Origin of the sequence: Aliidiomarina indica (assembly GCF_015354615.1) — a bacterium.
In the GTDB taxonomy this organism is placed as follows: Bacteria; Pseudomonadota; Gammaproteobacteria; order Enterobacterales; family Alteromonadaceae; genus Aliidiomarina; species Aliidiomarina indica.
This window is the reverse complement of record NZ_JACAVQ010000001.1, coordinates 762,374-782,644: the sequence shown is the minus strand read 5'-3', so window position 1 is coordinate 782,644 and position 20,271 is coordinate 762,374. Positions and strand designations below refer to the sequence as shown.

The following is a 20,271-nucleotide window of genomic DNA, read 5'->3' as shown; positions in this document are numbered from 1 at the left end:
TTGTTTTAGTTGTACAAATAGCCATCCCGCTACGGATGGCTATTTTTTTAAAAATAGACGCTAACCATTAACGCGTGCCTGCTGTTTTTCGCAGTCCGAACCAGTGAAAGGAAAAGCAATGCAAGAAGGCGCAATGCAAGCCTGGATTGAGTCCTCTCCATTTGCGGGAGGAAACGCAGCTTACATCGAAGAGCTGTTTGAGCTTTATCTCGACGACCCAACTGCTGTTCCAGCCGATTGGCGCGAGGTGTTTGATAGCCTGCCGAAAGGCGCGCTCGATGTTAAACACAGCGAAATTCGCGAACAGTTTCGAGAAGCTGCCAAACATAAACTGAAGCAAGCCGGTTCCGGCTCCTTAAATTCAGAGCTTGCTGAAAAGCAAGTTCGCGTGCTTCAGCTCATCAACGCCTACCGCTTCCGCGGTCACCAACATGCTTCACTTGACCCGCTTGGTTTATGGAAGCAAGAGACGGTGCCTGATCTCGACCCTGAGTTCCACGGTTTAAGCAAAGAGGATATGGGCCTTGAGTTTAACGTAGGCTCACTTGTGATCGGCAAAGAAACCGCGAAACTCAGCGACATACATAAAGCACTGGATGCCATTTACTGTGGTTCTATTGGTGCCGAGTATATGCATATTGTGTCTACCGATGAAAAGCGGTGGATTCAACAGCGTTTAGAATCCCAATTAGGCCAGCCTAAATTTGGTGCAGAAGACCGTAAACGCATGCTGAAAGAGCTGGTTGCCGCCGATGGTCTAGAAAAATATTTAGGCTCGAAGTTTCCTGGTGCGAAACGATTTTCACTGGAAGGGGGCGACGCTCTCGTACCTTTGATGAAATCTTTGATTCGCCGGGCAGGAAGCCAAGGTGCCAAAGAAGTGGTTATCGGCATGGCTCACCGTGGTCGCCTGAATCTATTAATCAACGTGCTCGGTAAACATCCGCAAGAGTTATTTGACGAGTTTGCTGGGAAGAACACCACGGATAAAGCAGGTGATGTGAAATATCACATGGGCTTTAGTTCCGATTTTGAAACCGAAGGCGGTAACGTTCACTTAGCCCTCGCGTTTAACCCATCACACCTTGAGATCGTTAACCCTGTAGTCATGGGCTCGGTGCGCGCGCGTATGGATCGCCGAGGCTGTAAAGACGGTAGTAAAGCGTTGCCGATTACCATTCATGGTGATGCCGCGATTGCCGGCCAAGGTGTGGTCCAAGAAACCTTTAACTTGTCGAAGACTCGCGCCTTTGGTGTGGGTGGTAGCGTTCGCGTCGTGGTCAATAACCAAGTTGGTTTCACCACATCAAAGCAGGAAGATGCGCGTTCGACGCAGTACTGTACCGATATCGCAAAAATGGTGCAGGCACCTATCTTCCATGTTAATGCCGACGATCCGGAAGCAGTATTGTTTGTGGCCCAGTTGGCCGTTGACTATCGCAATACCTTCAAGCGTGATGTAGTGATTGATCTGGTATGTTATCGCCGCCACGGCCATAACGAGGCCGATGAACCGAACGCAACGCAGCCGTTGATGTACCAAAAAATCAAAAAGCATCCAGTGCCGCGGGAAATTTACGCGAAGCGCTTAATTGATGAAGGCGTGGTTGATGAAGATACCGTCAAATCGCTGGTAGCAGATTATCGAGATGCCCTCGATAAAGGTGACTGCGTTGTGGACGAGTGGCGTCCGATGACGGCGCACTCGGTAGATTGGTCGCCCTATATTGATAAAGATTGGGATGTTGAGTACAACGCGTCTATTTCGGTGAAAGAACTGCAGGATTTGGGTGAAAAGCTCACGGCAATTCCACAGGGATTTAAGCTGAACGCGCGCGTGGCCAAAGTATATGAAGAACGCGTGAAGATGACTAAAGGCGAACGTTCTCTTGATTGGGGAATGGCAGAAACCTTAGCGTACGCGTCTTTGGTGAAGCACGGTTATCGCATTCGTATCACCGGACAAGATTGTGGGCGTGGCACCTTCTTCCATCGTCATGCGGTGCTGCATAACCAAAAAGATGCGGCAACCTTCCTGCCACTCACCAAAATTGATGAAAAACAGGCGCCGATCGAAATTTACGATTCGGTCTTGTCAGAAGAAGCCGTCATGGCATTTGAATACGGTTATGCCACAGCAGAGCCGAACACCATGGTGATTTGGGAAGCGCAGTTTGGTGATTTCGCCAACGGTGCGCAAGTGGTTATCGACCAATTCTTAAGTTCCGGTGAGCAAAAATGGGGCCGTTTGTGCGGATTAACCCTGTTGTTGCCACATGGTTACGAAGGGCAGGGGCCAGAACATAGCTCGGCACGCTTAGAGCGTTTCTTGCAGTTGTCTGCAGACCATAACTGGTCGGTCTGTATTCCTAGTACACCGGCACAGGTATTTAATATGATTCGTCGCCAACAATTACGGCCCGTTCGTCGGCCACTGATTGTGATGACGCCGAAATCATTGTTGCGACATGCGGATGCAGTTTCTACCCTTGAAGAGTTGGCAGAAGCCAAGTTCCATAATGTCATCGGAGAAATCGATAAGATTAATCCGAAAAAAGTAAAACGCGTGGTGTTCTGTAGTGGTAAAGTCTACTACGATTTGCTTTCGGCGCGCCGCGAGCAAGAAATGGATAACGTAGCGATAATTCGTATTGAGCAGTTGTATCCGTTCCCTCACGAAGAAATGGCCGAAGTGCTGAAGGAATATCAGCACGTGAAAGAGTTTGTCTGGTGTCAGGAAGAGCCGCAAAACCAAGGCGCTTGGTATTGCAGCCAGCACCACTTTCACGCGGCGATTCCGGACGGTGCGAAATTGACCTATGCAGGTCGCCCGGCATCAGCATCGCCGGCAGTGGGATATGCATCCGTGCATAAGGAACAACAAGAAAAACTCGTGCACGAAGCACTCAGTATTTAACAGGTGAGACTTAATCATGGCGATTGAAATCAAAGTACCCGAATTACCAGAATCCGTAGCGGACGGAACTATCGCAACTTGGCATGTGAAGGAAGGCGATACTGTAAGCCGTGACCAAAACCTGGTGGATATCGAAACCGATAAAGTTGTGCTTGAAGTCGTTGCTGAGGCAGACGGCGTGATTGGAAAAATCAGCGCGCAAGAAGGCGATACTGTGAAAAGCCAAGAAGTTATCGGTAGTATCGATGAAGGCGACGGTGGCTCTGAGAAAAAAGAGAAGAGCGACGATTCTGACAAGAAAGACAAGTCCGACAAAAAAGATAAGTCGGACAAAAAAGATAAGTCGGACAAGAAAGACGACTCGGATGACGATTCCGATGACAAAGACGATTCCGATGACAAAGACGATTCCGATGACAAAGACGATTCCGATGACAAAGACGACTCGGATGACAAAGACGATTCGGATAAGAAAGACTCGAAATCCAAAAAAGATGATAAAAAATCTGACGACAGTTCAGACGATTCGGGCGAGTCTATCGAAGTAAAAGTACCAGAACTTCCAGAATCGGTATCGGAAGCAACTATCGCGACCTGGCACGTAAAAGCGGGTGAAAAAGTAACTCGGGATCAAAACCTAGTTGATATCGAAACCGATAAAGTTGTTCTTGAAGTGGTTGCTGAGGCCGATGGCGTGTTGGCCGAAATCATTCATGACGAAGGCGCCAATGTTGGTGCGAAAGATGTGATTGGTAAAATTAGTAAAGGCGGTTCGCCGTCAGCTACGCCTAACGACGATGCAGACGATTCTGACGACTCTGACGATTCTAATGGTGACGACGATGGCGATGCAGATCGCGGTTCTGATGCAGTGAGCCCATCGGTGCGTCGTTTATTGGCAGAACACGATTTGTCGGCAAGCGCTGTAAAAGGCACGGGCAAAGATGGTCGTATTACCAAAGAAGATGTGGAGAAACACGTGAAGTCTGCCGGTGACAAAAAATCGGAAAGTAAAACAGAGAGCAAGTCGACAAGCAGCCAGCAAGCCGTATCCGGTGATCGCACTCAAAAACGTGTGCCTATGACCCGTTTGCGCAAAACCATTGCGAAGCGTCTGCTTGAAGCGAAAAACTCGACGGCCATGTTAACCACCTTCAATGAAGTGAACATGAAGCCGATTATGGATTTGCGTAAGACGTACCAAAAAGAATTCGAAGACCGTCATGGTATTCGTTTAGGCTTTATGTCGTTCTACGTGAAATCTGTTGTAGAAGCCTTAAAGCGTTTCCCTGAAGTGAATGCATCAATCGATGGCGATGACATCGTTTATCACAATTATTTTGACGTTAGCATTGCGGTATCGACACCTCGTGGTTTGGTAACTCCGGTGCTGCGTGATTGCGATAAATTGAGCTTGGCAGAAATTGAGCAAGGCATCAGAGATCTGGCGATTAAAGGCCGTGATGGTAAGTTAACCCTCGATGAAATGCAGGGCGGTAACTTCACTATTACCAACGGTGGGGTATTTGGTTCGTTGTTATCAACGCCTATTTTAAACCCACCACAAAGTGCCATCTTGGGCATGCATAAGATTCAAGATCGTCCTATGGCGGTTGATGGCAAAGTTGAAATCTTGCCAATGATGTATCTTGCGCTGTCCTACGATCACCGCATTGTCGACGGTAAAGAGTCGGTAGGCTTCTTGGTGACCGTGAAGAACTTGCTGGAAGATCCACAGCGTCTGTTGTTGGATATCTAATAGCACTAAAAGCGGCAGCCTATTACATGCTGCCGCTGTCATTTGCGCGGTAAAACACGTATAATCCCGCGCGAAAATTCGGGTAAGCAGCCGTCGGCTGCTTTCGTTTTGAATGAACAAACGGAAAAAGCATCATGAATTTGCATGAGTATCAAGCAAAACAGCTTTTCAGAGAGTTCGGCTTGCCAGTATCAGAAGGCTTCGCTGTAGACACTCCTGAAGAAGCTGTCGAAGCGGCCAAAAAGATTGGCGGCGACAAGTGGGTTGTTAAATGTCAGGTTCACGCTGGTGGCCGCGGTAAAGCGGGCGGCGTAAAGCTGGTGAGCAGCCACGATGAAGTACGTGCATTCGCTGAGCACTGGGTTGGTAAAAACTTAGTGACGTATCAAACAGACGCAAACGGTCAGCCAGTTGCTAAAATTTTAGTTGAGAGCTGCACTGATATCGCCCAAGAGCTTTATCTTGGTGCGGTTGTAGACCGTGCGACCCGTAAAATTGTATTCATGGCATCGACAGAAGGTGGTGTGGAGATCGAGAAAGTTGCGGAAGAAACGCCAGAGAAGATCTTGAAGGCGATTATCGACCCAACCGTTGGTCCACAACCTTTCCAAGGCCGTGATTTAGCATTCCAGTTGGGCTTAAACCCTGATCAAGTGAAGCAGTTCACTAAGATCTTCTTAGGCTTGGCAAAAATGTTCGAACAGTATGATTTCGCGCTGTTAGAAATTAACCCGTTGGTCATCACCGACGAAGGCAACTTGCATTGCTTGGATGGCAAAATCAATATCGATAGCAATGCTATGTACCGTCAGCCAAAAATCAAAGAAATGCACGATCCTTCACAAGAAGATGCCCGTGAAGCCCATGCTGCGAAGTTTGAGCTGAACTACGTTGCTCTAGATGGCAATATCGGCTGCATGGTGAATGGTGCTGGTTTGGCCATGGGTACCATGGACATCGTGAAGTTGAGCGGCGGTGAGCCAGCGAACTTCCTTGATGTAGGTGGTGGTGCGACCAAAGAGCGCGTATCTGAAGCATTTAAGATCATTTTGTCGGATGACAAAGTAAAAGCTGTATTCGTAAACATCTTCGGCGGTATCGTGCGTTGTGACATGATCGCAGAAGGGATTATCGGCGCAGTTGAAGAAGTAGGCGTGAAGGTTCCTGTGGTGGTTCGCCTCGAAGGTAACAACGCTGAATTGGGTACGCAGAAATTGGCTGAAAGTGGCTTGAACATTGAAGCGGCTACCAGTTTGACTGACGCAGCACAGAAAGTTGTTGCTGCAGCGGGAGGTCAATAATGTCTATTTTGATCGATAAGAATACAAAAGTTATCTGCCAAGGTTTTACGGGTGGACAAGGTACCTTCCATTCTGAGCAAGCCATTGCTTATGGTACGCAGATGGTCGGTGGTGTAACCCCTGGTAAAGGTGGTCAAACACACTTAGGTTTACCGGTATTCAACACGGTAAAAGAAGCGGTTGCGAAAACAGGTGCAACAGCATCAGTTATTTACGTACCAGCACCTTTCTGTAAAGACTCAATCATTGAAGCTGCCGATGCTGGCATCGAACTGATTGTGTGCATTACCGAAGGTATTCCTACCTTAGATATGCTGTATGTGAAAGAGTACCTGACGCACAAAGGTGTGCGCATGATTGGTCCAAACTGCCCAGGTGTTATCACCCCGGGTGAGTGTAAGATTGGTATCATGCCAGGTCATATTCACAAGCCAGGTCGCGTAGGTATCGTTTCACGTTCAGGTACTCTAACCTATGAAGCTGTGAAGCAAACTACCGACGAAGGTTTTGGTCAGTCTACTTGTGTAGGTATCGGCGGCGATCCAATTCCTGGTTCAAACTTTATCGATATCCTTGAGATGTTCGAGAAAGATCCGAAGACTGAAGCCATCGTGATGATCGGCGAAATCGGCGGTACTGCAGAAGAAGAAGCGGCTGAGTTCATCAAGAACAATGTCACTAAGCCTGTGGTTTCTTACATTGCGGGCGTAACGGCTCCTCCAGGGAAGCGTATGGGCCACGCCGGTGCCATTATCTCTGGCGGTAAAGGAACTGCAGACGAGAAATTTGCAGCTCTGGAAGCAGCTGGTGTGAAAACCGTACGTAGCCTTGCTGATATCGGCGCTGCGTTGCGTGAAAAGACAGGTTGGTAGTCACCAGCTAGATTGTCTTAAGCATATAAAAACGGCCCTCTTATAGGGCCGTTTTTTTGTGTAATATTCTCGATAGAGTCTATTGCCAAACCTTGCTCGTTTAACGCAACCCTGCCTAACGCACCGCGTTGGTATCGAGAAACCACCCCCGATGCGCTGATAGCACGTAACCAACGCAATGCGTTGGTATCGAGAAACCACCTGCGATGCGCTGATAGCACGTAACCAACGCAATGCGTTGGCTACTCGCGAATCGTTGAGAAATCATTAATGCCACCCGCGCCCCGACGGGGATTTGCATTGCTTGAGACTGATTCGGTGTGCAAGTAGGCTTCATTTTGTAACAGCAATTCCACGCCCCTGCGATATACCTGATTAATCGCTTGCTGATCCTGAGAGCTAATGCCACAACTGCGGTAGAAATGGCCGAGGGTAGTACTGAAGTATTCATCCAGCATATGAACCTGAGCGCCATGGCGGACAAAGATCTCTTGGAACCAAGTTTCTTCAGCTAAGCGGGGCAGATCATTGGCGAGTGTCCACGCATGAGCGGTGGCCATCCGCGGTGGGCATTCAGCGATGGTGTCGGGCAATTCCATATGTTCGGTGTAGACGAATACAGGAAAGCCATCCGCTTGTCGCTCAAACGGATGAATAAAAGCAACGTGCATATACGCCGGCGCATAATCTTGATGTCGCGCTTCCAGTAAATAGCCCTCACGATAGGTGCCGCCAACTGTGGGCAAGCGCCAATCGGTGCGCTCTTCCTCCCATAATGGAATCAAAAACGGGCCAACCGACTCACTTAAAATCGGCGTGTCTGGATAAATTTTGCTTTCCCGTAAATGTGCTTGTAGCGCGATGTTACCGAGCGGTTGTCCGGTTTCTGCGGCCCACACCGAGCCCGTAGTCTGCGGCACAATCACCACATTTTGACGCACAGGAATACAGGCGCTCATGAAGAACGCTACCGAAGCGACCAGTGCCAAACGCAGCGTCGTTGAGACTGACTGAGATATCACCATTGCTCTTAACCCATTCTCGTGGATGATTTTTAACCAACATTGACAGTATAGAACAACTCTTACGCTGAAAGCACCAGAATGGACGACCAATTGTTAAAATTATTATTTGTTATTTAATATGTTATCTTATAACATTACTGCATTCGATAATGCTATGTCGATTCACCGGCAAATATGATGAAGAACTAGGGAAGCGATGAATATGAAGTTAACGACTTTACCGGCAATCAAAATGAGTGCACTCGCGGTAGCAGCCGCACTCACACTCTCGGCTTGTGGCGAGAATCTTTCAGTCGAGTTAACCAACCCACCGGTCGGTGGAGGTGACGGCCATGACCATGGTGATGATCACGATCGTTCGGGACGTTTGGTATTCACTTCACATGACTCGGATCATGCATATGTATTGGATCTGCACGACGAAGTCATTATTGCGGATTTCCATCTTACCGGTCCGGCGGCGCGTATCTATCCAAGCCCGGGCTACCGTTATGCTATCGCCATTGAGCGTAGCGCAGGCGTGGTCAGCTTTATTGATAGTGGGTTTGAAACAGAAGCGCATGGTGATCATGGTCACTATCACGAACATGATCCATCACTGATTGATTTCCAACTCTTCGGTGAATTACCGACCCACTATGATTGGTTTGAAACTCGCGGTGCTGTGTTCTTTGATGGTGTTTCTGGCGTGCCTGCAAAAGTTGACGCGTTAAGTGACCACAGCTTGAGTGAAGGTCGCGTGTTGGCGTCTCTTGAGCTAGAGCGCAATCAGCATGGAGCAGCAGAGATTCGTGGTAATGATTTGTTTGTAAGCTATCGCAGCGCTGACGTTGATGGTGTGCTGCCAGATTTCGTAGAAGTTTATGAGCGTCACAGCGATCACTTTGATTTTGTTCAGCGTTTTGAAGAGCCCTGTCTTGGTTTGCACGGAAGTGCGGTAACAAGTGTATATGTCACTTTTGGCTGCCGTGATGGCGTGTTAGTCATTACTGAAGATGATGCTGGCTTTACCGCTGCAAAATTGGCAAACCCAGCATCAATAACCGAAGCGAATAGCCGCGTAGGTACCATTTATGCGCACGACAACACTCAGAACTTTGTCGGCCGTGCGGGTCACGAATTGTATTGGTTACATTTAGATGATGGTGACATGCATCATATCGAATGGCGCGGGGAAGAAAATGCTGATGCGCACATCCATGCTGCTGGCTTTAATTATAGTGGTAACCGCTTTGCCATTTTAGATAGCACAGGCCATCTCACCATCGTTCGTTTCCGAACGGACCATTACGAAATTCAAAGTGAAATGCATGTGATTGATGAAATGGGCGAGCATGCCCCGACGATGGCCTTTAGCCCAATTAGCCATGACGCATTTATTACCGATCCACTTGCGCAAGAAGTGATTATTGTGGATTTGCATGATGGTCTGGTGGAAGACCGAATTTCTCTGGAATTTTCGCCTGCCGGTGTCAGCTGGCATGGATTCCTCGAAGAAGACGACCACAATCACTAAGTGACCTTGTTGTGTGACTAAGCAGCGCGACTAGCGGTGTTTGGTGTGTGTGTAGCCGCGGCTCTCTCATGGAGGGGGTCGCGGTTTTTTATTGGCTGCTAGTGCGTTGGTTACTCACTTGCTAGAACATCGTGTACGCGTTGGAATAGCCATTGTAAGGCCGGATCTGTGGCATGGGCGTCATGCCAATACATTTGCAAGCGGGTGGCGACTTGAATCTCCACCGGCATCTCCCACAAACGAACTGAAAATTGCGTCACTAAGCGTTCGGCGATGCGTCGTGGCAAGGTGAGATAATGTCCGCTAATGGAAACCAAATGACCAGCGGTTTGATAGCTTTGCACGCGCATAGCTAAACGCCGCTCAACACCTAACTCACGCAGCAAATAGTCTTCAAGTACAGTGCCTTTTGCCCGCGCTGACACAGCGATATGCTGGGCCGCCAAATACCGATCTTTAGTAAGAAGCTGTTTGTTATCACGTTTGCCCAATACAACAAAATCTTCCGCATACAAAGGCCGTTGGTGCACTGGTGCTGCAAGAGGAAGCGGCACGTCAATGGCAAGATCCGCCTGCCGGTTTAATAGGAAATCGCCGAGTTGGGCGTGGGGTATAGCGATACTCTCAACCCGAGCATGGGGAGCAAAACGGATGATTTCACGAAAAATCCGAGGAAATATTTCGGCTTCGATAGCCTCAGGAATGCCTAATCGAAAACTACGCCGGGTATCCGCTGGATTAAAATGACGACCACTTTCAATGACCCCTTGCATGCGCATTAGGAGTTCATGCACGTCGGGGGCAATTTTATCGCACAGCGCGGTGGGGCGTAACACGCGACCATGGCGCACAAATAATGGATCATCAAATTGTTCACGCAATCGTCGCAATGCATGACTAATCGCCGAAGGGGTGAGAGAGAGTTCCACGGCAGCGCGGCTTAACTGACGCTCGCGATAAATAGCCGCCAATACCCGCAATAGGTTTAGGTCTGTTTTAAGATGAATTAGATTCATGTTAGTCCGTTAATAAAATTCACTTCATTCATGTTAAGAAACTTCGTAGGATGAGCCAACCTATTTCTCTATCTTTTTGCACAGGAATTCCTATGTTCGGACGTTCAGAGTTGTCGCAACAGTATCTAAGCCGTGTAAAAGCCTTTATGGCAGAGCACATCGAGCCGGTCGAAGCTGAGATTATGCAGCGCATCCTGCGCGATCAGGGGCACGGCAATTGGCGGGAATGGTCAGTTCCTGAGGACATTCTCGCCTTAAAAGAGAAAGCCAAGGGCGAGGGATTGTGGAATTTGTTTTTGCCTGACGCACGACTCGGGCAGGGCTTAAGTACTTTAGATTACGCACCATTAGCTGAACATATGGGCCGCTCATTTATTGCGCCTGAGATTTTTAATTGTAATGCACCAGATACCGGCAATATGGAAGTGCTTTACCATTACGGCAGTGATGCACAGCGAAAAACCTGGTTGCAGCCCTTGTTACAGGGCGAAATTCGTTCCGTTTTTGCAATGACCGAACCGCAAGTGGCTAGTTCCGATGCAACCAACATGGAAACGCGTATAACCGCCGATGGTGACGACGTTGTGATTCACGGGCGCAAATGGTGGACTACAGGTTTAGGACATCCGGATGCGAAAATTGCCATTGTGATGGGATTAACGGATCCCGATGCTGAGCGCCATAAACGTCATACCATGGTGTTGGTCCCCCTTGATGCCCCCGGGGTTACTATTGAACGTATGTTGCCAGTTTTTGGTGACTACGATGCTCCTTATGGGCATGGGGAGGTGAGTTTCAATCAGGTGCGGGTTCCGAAATCTAATGTTATTGGCGGTCTCGGATACGGGTTTGCGATTGCCCAAGGGCGTTTGGGTCCGGGGCGAATCCATCATTGCATGCGGGCCTTAGGTGCCGCCGAACGTTGTTTGGAATTAATGATACAACGTGGCATGCAGCGGGTGGCGTTTGGGCAGCCTTTACTTAAACTTGGTGATAACGGTACGCGTATTGCAAAACATCGAATGGCGATCGACCAAGCGCGCCTCTACACTTTGTATACTGCAGGCGTGATTGATAACCAAGGCGTGCGCGCTGCGGCCAGTGAAATCGCTGGGATTAAAGCGGTGGTACCGACCGTGTTACAGAACGTGGTCGACGATGCCATTCAAATGTATGGCGGAGGTGGTTTGAGTCATGATCACCCACTTACAGGCTTCTATGCTATTGCGCGAGCCTTACGACTCGCTGATGGTCCCGATGAAGTGCATCAAGCGATGGTATTACGCCAGGAGTTGCGTAAATACCGAACCAAAGGTGATGGTTCATGAGCAATAAGAAAGCGAGTGCAGTAATTGACCGCGGCGTGGAGGTACGTGCCGAGGAACAATTTGATCTCGATGCTGTTGATCAATGGATTAAACAACGTCGACCTGACATTACAGGTCAGCCTGAGTTAACCCAGTTTCCCGGCGGTGCCTCGAATTGGACTTATCGTTTAGCCTATACCAACGCTGATTTAATTCTGCGACGGCCTCCAGCGGGCACGAAAGCAAAGTCGGCGCACAATATGCAGCGAGAGCACGACTTGCAATTGATGTTGAAAAAGCACTATCCAGTGGTCCCTAAAATGGTGGGTTACTGCGAGGATACATCATTAATTGGGGTCGATTTTTATGTGATGGAGCGGATAGAGGGGATTATTCCGCGCAAGAATATGCCGCGTGAACTCAATCTCAGCGAAGCTCAAGTTCGCCAGTTGTGTACCGCCATGATTGACCAGTTAATTGCGCTTCATCAGGTGAACTATGTTGCCGCAGGCTTGGAAAGTATGGGCAAAGGCGGCGGCTACATTGAGCGCCAAGTAGAAGGCTGGATTGGCCGTTATGACAAAGCAAAAACATGGAATGTACCCAGTGCCAAAGGCATTAAACGATGGCTACGCGAGAACAAACCGACCCAAGAACGTTTGTGTTTAACCCATAATGATTTTCGCTTCGATAACCTAATCCTTAATCCAGAAGATCCCACAGAAATTCTGGCTGTGTTAGATTGGGAACTGGCGACGATAGGTGATCCCTTGGTGGAACTGGGTAATATGCTTGCTTATTGGGTGCAAGCCGACGACGATCGAATTGCGCAGGCGACTCGGCGTCAGCCGACCCATTTAAAAGGGATGTTCAGCCGCCAAGAAGTGATTGATTATTACTGCGAGCAGATGGGTATTAAGAATGTTGATATGACATTCTACGAAGTGTTTGGCTTATTTCGATTATCTGTTATTGCCCAACAAATTTACTATCGCTATCACCACAAGCAAACGCGCAATCCGGCGTTCAAAAATTTTTGGTTGATAGTGCATTATTTACATTGGCGCTGTAAGCGCCTGATAAAACAACGAAGACGGGAGCGTTAATGGCTTTAGTGACCTTGGTTCGACATGGTCAGGCATCATTTGGAACCGCGGATTACGATAACCTTTCTGACATCGGCTACCAGCAGTTGCAGCAGTTAGGCGCGCAACTCGCAGCGCAGGAAGAAAGCTTCGATATCTTGGTGCGGGGAACCTTAAAGCGTCATCAACAGTCATTAGATGCCCTCGTGGACGGCTATGGCGATGATTTGCGAGAGGTAAATGTTATTTCCGATCCCACCTGGAACGAGTTTGATCATCGCGCCATTATGCGCACCTTAGGCAATGCCCAACCGGAACTGCAAAAACTCTTTGCCAGTGATGGTACGCCGCAAATTAGTCCCGATGATGTGATGACTATTTTTCTGCAATCGGTGCGACGTTGGCAAAGCGGGGCCCACGACGATGAATACCCCGAATCTTGGCCGCAATTTGTAGCCCGTGTCGAACTAGCCTGGCAGCGTTTGAGAGATTGGCTTTCCCATAAGCGTATTTTGGTGATGACCTCAGGCGGGCCCATCGCGCTCTCTGCCGCGGGTGCTATGGGCTTACCCATCCCCAATATGATGACAATTAACGCCCAGTTGGTAAACAGTGGGTTTTCACGCTTTCTATGTAAAGCGAAAGGCTCCGGTGATGTGGACCGCAAGCTAATTAGTTTAAACGAGCATACGCATGTGAGTGGGCGCAATAAGCATTTACTCACCTACCGTTAAGTAAGGTTATCCCCATGAGAAAAACAATTGTAATTACCGGCGCAAGTTCCGGCTTAGGTGCCGAGATGGCCCGTCAGTTTGCGGCGTTAGGGCGTAATTTAGGCTTGTGCGCACGGCGTACCGAGCGTCTTGAGTCGCTCAAGCAAGAACTAGAAACGCAATATCCGAACATTCAGGTGTCGTTAAAAGCCCTCGATGTGAACGATCACGATGCCGTGTTTCGAGTATTTGCAGAATTTAAGCAAGAGTTTGGCAGTATCGACCGTATTATTGTAAATGCAGGTATGGGTAAAGGTGGCCCGCTGGGAACCGGCTTGTTTAAGTACAATAAGATGACGGCAGAAACGAACTACATTGCGGCGTTAGCCCAATGTGAGGCTGCTTTGGAGATCTTCTACGAACAGAAATCAGGCCATTTAGTTACCATCGCCTCAATTAGTGCGTTGCGCGGAATGCCCCGAGCGCTCACTGCTTATGCGTCAAGCAAAGCCGCTTTGGTGAACTTAACCGAAGGGATTCGCGCCGATTTAATGCGCCAAAATAGCCCCATTAAAACCAGTTGTATTTTACCTGGATTCATTCGTTCTGAAATTAATGAAAAAGTGAAGAACACGCCTTTTATGTGCGATACGGTACCCGGCGTGCGCAGTATGGTGCGCGCTATTGAGAAAGAAAAAGTGCAGGCATACGTGCCCGGCTGGCCGTGGGTCCTGGTCGCTTTCTTGCTCAAGCGGTTGCCACTAAAACAGACATTAAAGCTAGGGTAGAGGTCGCAGTTTCTCTCTGAGTGCATGATATTCGGCTCATTTTTGCGACAATTTACAGTAGCATTTGCTAGGCTATAGCCAAACAATCATGGCGTTTAGAGGGATATATGGATATTAAGCTTTATCAAGTTGATGCGTTTACTGATCGTGTGTTTGGTGGCAATCCTGCGGCCGTGTGCCCATTGGGTGCGTGGCCAGAAGATGGGTTGTTACAAGCCATTGCGGACGAGAATAACCTTTCTGAAACGGCCTTCTTTGTGCCTGAGGGAGCCGGCTTTCGGCTGCGTTGGTTTACCCCGGAAGCGGAAGTGGATTTGTGTGGCCACGCAACGCTTGCGACAGCCCATGTTATTTTCTCCCATTTAAACTATCCCGAGCAGGAAATTTGCTTCTATACCCGCAGTGGCGAGCTTCGCGTGCAACGCCATGACGGCGGCTATTCTATGGATTTCCCCGCGTCTATGCCAGAGACTGTGGATCCGCCCCAAGCCTTAATGCAAGGATTAGGTGTTGTTCCAAAAGCGGTCTATGCTTCATACGATTACGTCGTGGTGCTGGAATCTGAAGAGGCGGTACGGGCGGTGAAGCCGAATTTTACCACCTTATGTGAACTTGATGGCCGCGGCGTTCTCATTACGGCACCGGGCAATGACTGTGATTTTGTCAGTCGCTGCTTTTTCCCTAAATTACGGGTCAATGAAGATCCTGTCACCGGTTCAGCACATTGTGAGTTGGCGCCGTTTTGGGCTGCTCAATTGGATAAAACCAGCTTAACCGCCAAGCAGTTATCGCGTCGAGGCGGACAGTTACGATGTGAAGTGTTTACCAGCGACAAGAACAGCCAACGAGTCCACTTGATGGGGCAGGTCGCTGATTTTTGTGAAGGAATGCTCAATATTCCTGATGAGATTGTGTTTTAGTAAGGCGCTTGCCGCTTAGTGAAGGCTAAGCAACGTTCTACCGAGTTCATTGCCGACGCATACCAAAGCAGGGTACACCGTACCTTGCTCTATAAGGATCGATACGCATGAGAGTTTTACGCTGGTTTGGTTTTTCCATCATCGCTCTGCTAATTGCGGTGGTGATTTTTGTGTTCTATTCCCATTTTAAGCACTTCGACGAGTCGTATACGCTCAATAGCGAACGTCGTGCGGAAGCCCCCGGTCAGTTTGTTGAACTCAGCCAAGGTTATACCCATTACCATGTGAGCGGCCCCTCGGATGGTCCGGTAGTGGTGCTGATTCACGGTTTTAGTATCCCCTCAGAAGTATGGGGCGATACCGATGATGCTCTGGCGGAAGCAGGGTTTCGAGTGATTCGCTACGACTTATTTGGGCGCGGCTATTCGGATCGTCCTCGTGTGCGCTACACCCACGCGATTTTTGTCGATCAGCTCATCGAGTTACTTGATGCCCTTGCTATTAATGAGCCGGTGCAAGTGGTTGGCTTATCCATGGGCGGCGCCGTTACCATGCACGCGGCAGCCTTGCATCCGGATCGGATTAAAGCGGCAGCACTGATTGCGCCTTTACATCAGCCGTTGCAGCCACCACCGATGCCGGAACGGATGGGGCATTATATGATTTCCGGATTTTATGTACCGGGGTTAAGAGCAAGTTTAGAGGCGGATTATCTACGTCCGGAACAACAGGCTAGTTTGCAGGCAGCCTATGCGGCGCAAATGAAGTTTAGGGGGTTCACGCGGGCACTGACCTCGTCGTTTTACGCATTTACCACCGAAGATCATCCAAGCCGGTATCGGCAGACCAAAGCTAACGGAATGCCGGTGATGTTAGTGTGGGGGACCCAGGATACGATCGTGCCCTATCGGCAGCATGAAGCTGTGATTGAAGATGCTCATATTGTGAACTTCTTAACGGTTGACGGGGCAGGTCATACACCCCATTTAGAGCAACCTGACGCGGTGAATTACGCACTAGTTCGCTTTTTAGGACGAGTACTCTAACGTATTTACTCGCCCTAAAAAGCGCTATATTTCCGAGCTAATCCCAGCTCGGACTGCGCAAGCGGGCGGGGCCACTGCCGTACTGGGTATATTGGGTGACCGTCCCAAAGCGTTCATCTTCAAGATTCCATTCTCGCGCTGCTTGCTTCAGTGTGTCTTCATCCATCGCCACGAAGTTCCAAAACATTTTTACTGGTTGTGCAAAGGGCTTGCCGCCGATAATAAACAGCTTGCCCGCCCCTGAAAAAGCGACAGACGTTTGTCCCGGACCGACAACATAACCTTCTTGGGTCTGTATGGTATCTTCTTTTACCGACACAGAGCCTTTTCCCGCGTATATCAGGTATTCGAATTCAGGGTTGAGGGGCAGCTCGCAGTTACCTTCGCCATCAAGCTCAAACGCAACCGCAGGGGAACGTGTTGGTACTGCCGAATGGTGTTGATCGAGCTCGCCTAAAATAAGTGTTCCCTGAAAGTCGCCAAAGCGAATGCTAGGAAGGTCAGCAACATGCTCAAATTCGGGCTCGCAATCCATTTGGTCGGGAGGCAGCGCAAGCCACAGTTGAATACCGTGCAAGGAATCATTGGACTGGCGACCTGCTGGAATCACTTCGGCGTGGCATAAACCTTTACCGGAAGTCATTAAATTTACCTCACCGGGGCGTAGCCATTGTTCATACCCTAAACTATCAAGGTGGAGAATAGTTCCTGACCACAGCCAAGAAAGGGTTTGCAGTCCGATATGAGGGTGAGGGGGAATATCGAATTCGACCGTTTTATCCGGCTCGGTGGGGCCAAAATGATCGAAAAAGCAAAATGGCCCAATCATTCGCTGTTGCCGTTGAGGCAGAATGCGGGCCACGCTGAGCTCTGGAGTCAGTTGGCTTTCCTTGCTGGCGAGGTGGCGTCCCCGGCTTTCTTCGGGCGCACAGGTAGCGTGTTTATCCTGAGTACTCATGATTCCTCCGGCTGCAGGTTTTAGCGCAGATTTGCCCTTAAAATTGTAGAGCAAAAACTACGACATTGGTCTGGTTTCTTTCCCATTGGGTATCTGGCATCATCATGGGTGATTTTTCATGAAATTGGAATGAATTATGGCAAAGAATGAACAGCCTGGACAGTCGTTACGACCACACATACAACGTGTTATTGCGTTGGTGACCGCTCCGGTCGGACTTATCTTTTTACTGTCCGATGAACAAAGTTTATTGGCGTTTATTCGGGCGACGGAGCTGAGTTGGTATGCTGTTTTTGCACCCGTAGCCTGGGGCATTATGCTCGGTGCTTTAGCGGGTTTATTGCGCCTCGACTGGGTACAAAAAGTGTCTGAATACGGGGTGTGGGTGAGTACCGCGTTGATGACCTTTGGTGCCATAGGCTCTCTGGCTATCTATTTTGAACACCGAGTGTGGTATCTGGCATGGCCTACCATGTGGCTAGCGGTGTTGGGGTTAGGGATTTTTGCGTTCTTTGCCATGCAGGTGCGTTTTTCGAGTAAAGTTGAAGCGTCCGCAAAGGGGAAAGCAGACAAATGAGCAAATCCTTGCGCTTAAATTGTGATTTAGGGGAAAGCTTCGGTGCATGGTCGATGGGCAATGACGCTGAAATGATGCCTTTGATCGATTGCGCAAATATTGCCTGTGGATTCCATGGCGGCGACCCGATGGTGATGGCACGGACTGTGGCATTAGCGGCACAGCACCACGTCTGGATTGGGGCGCATCCTAGCTATCCCGATTTGGTCGGCTTTGGCCGCCGTTCTATGGCATTGAGTCCGGCCGAAGTGACCGCGACCGTGCTTTATCAATTAGGCGCGCTGTCAGCCTTTTGCCGGCAACACAACACCCAGATTCGTTACGTAAAGCCCCACGGGGCGCTGTATCACGATATGTTGAAAAACGACCAAACTTTTGCAGCCGTTTTAGCAGCGGTGAATCACTTTGATAGTCAATTGCCGTTAGTCATGCTCGCTCATCCTAAGCCTTCCCATTGGCAGGATATGGCCGATGCAGCCGGTATTACCTTGTGGTTCGAAGCATTTGCGGATCGCGCCTATCGTGCCGATGGTGCATTGGTGCCCCGTTCACAGCCCGGAGCGGTGTTGGCAAGCGCTGATGCAATGAGCAAGCAAGCATTACAAATTGCCCAAGAAGGTTCGGTAACAAGCGTTGATGGTACCGTGATTTCACTGAATGCCCATACGCTATGCGTGCATGGGGATACGCCTTCGGCGCTAGCCGCCGTGCGGAAAATCAGACAGTATTTAGACGAACATCAACAAGCAACATCAGGAGGGCCGTTATGAGTTCTGAATCGAGCCCTTTAACCGACCGCCCAGAATTAACCTTTGCCGCTGCTGGTGTCGATGCGCTTTTGATGCAGTTTGGGCAAACCATGGATCCCTGCTTACCGGGATTTTTAGCACAATTAAGGCAACGTATTTTGAGCGAATTGGCCGACGTTGTGCATGAGGTGGTTCCCGCATACTCCAGTTTGCTGGTGTATTATGAACCCCGCGCCGTGCGTACTTTTGATTTGGAGCAGGCGTTGGAGCAGTTAAGTCAGGATGTGCCTTGGTTGTGTAGCCCTTGGTCGACTGATGCCGATACCCCAGGACAATTGGTGAAGGTGCCGGTTTGCTACGACCCACGCTGTGCTCCAGACCTTGAGTCGGTGATGGCCCTTACCAAGCTTTCGGCTGAGGACATCATTGCCTTACACAGTGACAAAGATTATCAGGTGTATGCCCTTGGCTTCGCGCCAGGCTTTGCCTATCTAGGGGCGCTAGATGAACAGCTGCAAGTACCGCGAATGAAGAATCCACGAACCCATGTGCCGGCAGGGGCTGTTGGTATTGCCGGGCAACAAACGGCGGTATACCCATTAGAATCCCCTGGCGGCTGGCATTTAATCGGTGCCAGCCCGTTTGTCTGGTTTCGTGCCGACCGCGAGCCAATGACACCGGTGCAAGTGGGTGATCGCATACGTTTTTACGCGATTGATTATGCAACCTATGAAGATCTGTTAGCAGAGAACGAGAAGGCCAGATCGGGGGCGCAGCAATGACAGGGTTTCGGGTTCTTAAAAGCGGTATTTTAGCCTTGGTGCAAGACACCGGTCGGCTTGGTTATCAGCACCTTGGGGTGACACGCGGCGGACCATTAGACGCGCGTTCAGCGTACTGGGCAAACCGGCTGTTGGATAACGAAGCAAATGCCGCGGTGCTGGAAATTACCGCAGGTGGTTTGGAAATGGAAGCGCAAACCCAAACCATGGTAGCGCTTGCCGGTGGCGATCTTAACCTGACTGTGAACGGCGAACCGCAAGTGCCTTGGCGCAGCTTCTGGGTACGCCAAGGGGATCGTTTAAAATTCGGGACGCCACGCTATGGGTTTCGTGCTTATCTCGCCGTAAGCGGCGGTTTTACCACGCAACCGATTCTCGGCAGTCGTGCCACAGTGATGCGGGACCGGCTTGGCGGGGTGCATGGGCAAGGCCGCCCGTTGCAAGATGATGACTATTTACCCTGTAAGCATTTGTCGGAAGAGGGGATTTCCCGGCAAATTCCACAGAATTATCTGCCCCAGTTAGGCAAACAAATTATCTTGCATTTATTGCCCGGCTACCAACAGCACGAATTCTCGAAAGAGGCATGGAAGCAGGTATTTCAGCAGGAGTTTACGCTATCCAACGATAGTAATCGGATGGGCGCGCGCTTAACCGGTGAGCCGATTGCGGTGCCTGAACGTGAATTTCTGTCGGAAGGTATTAGTTATGGGGCAGTGCAGGTACCCGCAAATGGCCAACCGATTATTATGCTCGACGATCGACAAACCTTAGGTGGTTACCCCAAGCTTGGAAATATCCTACCGCTCGATGGTTTTCAGCTGGCTCAATGTGCCCCTGGCGCTAAAATTCGTTTTAAGCCGATTCATCTTGCAGAAGCTCAGCAACAGATGCGACGTTATCTTCGCTTTTTCGGCTTGTAAGCAACGCGTATAATTGC

The 20,271-nt window shown here is 49.5% G+C and carries 18 protein-coding genes; 15 read left to right on the top strand and 3 right to left on the bottom strand.

Annotated elements, in window-relative coordinates:
• Positions 1–118 precede the first annotated feature (118 nt).
• From HXZ99_RS03580 to sucD, 4 genes are all read left to right on the top strand, one after another.
• Positions 119–2,917, top strand: coding sequence for a 2-oxoglutarate dehydrogenase E1 component (locus tag HXZ99_RS03580; RefSeq protein ID WP_194755883.1), 2,799 nt, complete (start codon positions 119–121; stop codon positions 2,915–2,917).
• A gap of 16 nt (positions 2,918–2,933) precedes the next feature.
• A complete protein-coding gene (odhB, locus tag HXZ99_RS03575) occupies positions 2,934–4,676 on the top strand; it encodes a 2-oxoglutarate dehydrogenase complex dihydrolipoyllysine-residue succinyltransferase (protein ID WP_194755882.1) in 1,743 nt (580 codons plus the stop codon).
• A 134-nt stretch (positions 4,677–4,810) separates the two neighbouring features.
• Positions 4,811–5,977 (top strand): ADP-forming succinate--CoA ligase subunit beta, encoded by a 1,167-nt coding sequence (gene sucC / locus HXZ99_RS03570; RefSeq protein WP_194755881.1) that lies wholly within the window; start codon positions 4,811–4,813, stop codon positions 5,975–5,977.
• Complete coding sequence (gene sucD / locus HXZ99_RS03565; protein WP_194755880.1) at positions 5,977–6,849, top strand: succinate--CoA ligase subunit alpha; 873 nt, start codon at positions 5,977–5,979, stop codon at positions 6,847–6,849. The genes sucC and sucD overlap by 1 nt, the downstream gene beginning before the upstream one ends.
• 242 nt (positions 6,850–7,091) lie before the next feature.
• Here sucD and HXZ99_RS03560 read toward each other — a convergent pair whose 3' ends face one another.
• Positions 7,092–7,874: a hypothetical protein gene (locus tag HXZ99_RS03560; RefSeq protein ID WP_194755879.1), complete on the bottom strand. Its 783-nt coding sequence runs from the start codon at positions 7,872–7,874 to the stop codon at positions 7,092–7,094.
• A 202-nt stretch (positions 7,875–8,076) separates the two neighbouring features.
• On the opposite strand from HXZ99_RS03560, the gene HXZ99_RS03555 reads away from it, so the two are divergent.
• Positions 8,077–9,390: a YncE family protein gene (locus tag HXZ99_RS03555; RefSeq protein WP_194755878.1), complete on the top strand. Its 1,314-nt coding sequence runs from the start codon at positions 8,077–8,079 to the stop codon at positions 9,388–9,390.
• 110 nt (positions 9,391–9,500) lie between these two features.
• Here HXZ99_RS03555 and HXZ99_RS03550 read toward each other — a convergent pair whose 3' ends face one another.
• Positions 9,501–10,406: a LysR family transcriptional regulator gene (locus HXZ99_RS03550; RefSeq protein ID WP_194755877.1), complete on the bottom strand. Its 906-nt coding sequence runs from the start codon at positions 10,404–10,406 to the stop codon at positions 9,501–9,503.
• Between the two features lie 92 nt (positions 10,407–10,498).
• On the opposite strand from HXZ99_RS03550, the gene HXZ99_RS03545 reads away from it, so the two are divergent.
• From HXZ99_RS03545 to HXZ99_RS03520, 6 genes are all read left to right on the top strand, one after another.
• Positions 10,499–11,734 (top strand): acyl-CoA dehydrogenase family protein, encoded by a 1,236-nt coding sequence (locus tag HXZ99_RS03545; protein WP_194755876.1) that lies wholly within the window; start codon positions 10,499–10,501, stop codon positions 11,732–11,734.
• Positions 11,731–12,819: a phosphotransferase family protein gene (locus HXZ99_RS03540; RefSeq protein WP_194755875.1), complete on the top strand. Its 1,089-nt coding sequence runs from the start codon at positions 11,731–11,733 to the stop codon at positions 12,817–12,819. Before HXZ99_RS03545 ends, HXZ99_RS03540 begins: the two co-directional genes overlap by 4 nt.
• Positions 12,819–13,532 carry a histidine phosphatase family protein gene (locus HXZ99_RS03535; RefSeq protein ID WP_194755874.1) on the top strand — a complete coding sequence of 238 codons (714 nt, stop codon included), beginning with the start codon at positions 12,819–12,821 and terminating at the stop codon, positions 13,530–13,532. The genes HXZ99_RS03540 and HXZ99_RS03535 overlap by 1 nt, the downstream gene beginning before the upstream one ends.
• A 14-nt stretch (positions 13,533–13,546) precedes the next feature.
• Positions 13,547–14,299 (top strand): SDR family oxidoreductase, encoded by a 753-nt coding sequence (locus tag HXZ99_RS03530; protein WP_194755873.1) that lies wholly within the window; start codon positions 13,547–13,549, stop codon positions 14,297–14,299.
• Positions 14,300–14,406: 107 nt separating this feature from the next.
• On the top strand, positions 14,407–15,219 hold the full coding sequence (locus tag HXZ99_RS03525; protein WP_194755872.1) for a PhzF family phenazine biosynthesis protein: 813 nt from the start codon (positions 14,407–14,409) through the stop codon (positions 15,217–15,219).
• A 107-nt stretch (positions 15,220–15,326) separates the two neighbouring features.
• The gene (locus HXZ99_RS03520) at positions 15,327–16,265 is read left to right on the top strand and encodes an alpha/beta fold hydrolase (RefSeq protein WP_194755871.1); all 939 of its coding nucleotides are present in this window, start codon (positions 15,327–15,329) and stop codon (positions 16,263–16,265) included.
• Between the two features lie 37 nt (positions 16,266–16,302).
• On the opposite strand, the gene HXZ99_RS03515 is transcribed toward HXZ99_RS03520, so the two are convergent.
• Positions 16,303–17,223 carry a pirin family protein gene (locus HXZ99_RS03515; RefSeq protein ID WP_194755870.1) on the bottom strand — a complete coding sequence of 307 codons (921 nt, stop codon included), beginning with the start codon at positions 17,221–17,223 and terminating at the stop codon, positions 16,303–16,305.
• Between the two features lie 136 nt (positions 17,224–17,359).
• On the opposite strand from HXZ99_RS03515, the gene HXZ99_RS03510 reads away from it, so the two are divergent.
• The 4 genes from HXZ99_RS03510 to HXZ99_RS03495 are packed head-to-tail and all read left to right on the top strand — an operon-like array spanning position 17,360 to position 20,254.
• A complete protein-coding gene (locus HXZ99_RS03510; RefSeq protein WP_194755869.1) occupies positions 17,360–17,800 on the top strand; it encodes a hypothetical protein in 441 nt (146 codons plus the stop codon).
• Positions 17,797–18,570 (top strand): 5-oxoprolinase subunit PxpA, encoded by a 774-nt coding sequence (locus HXZ99_RS03505; protein WP_194755868.1) that lies wholly within the window; start codon positions 17,797–17,799, stop codon positions 18,568–18,570. The genes HXZ99_RS03510 and HXZ99_RS03505 overlap by 4 nt, the downstream gene beginning before the upstream one ends.
• A complete protein-coding gene (pxpB, locus tag HXZ99_RS03500) occupies positions 18,567–19,331 on the top strand; it encodes a 5-oxoprolinase subunit PxpB (protein WP_194755867.1) in 765 nt (254 codons plus the stop codon). The genes HXZ99_RS03505 and pxpB overlap by 4 nt, the downstream gene beginning before the upstream one ends.
• Positions 19,328–20,254: a 5-oxoprolinase subunit C family protein gene (locus HXZ99_RS03495; RefSeq protein WP_194755866.1), complete on the top strand. Its 927-nt coding sequence runs from the start codon at positions 19,328–19,330 to the stop codon at positions 20,252–20,254. The genes pxpB and HXZ99_RS03495 overlap by 4 nt, the downstream gene beginning before the upstream one ends.
• Positions 20,255–20,271: the final 17 nt, after the last annotated feature.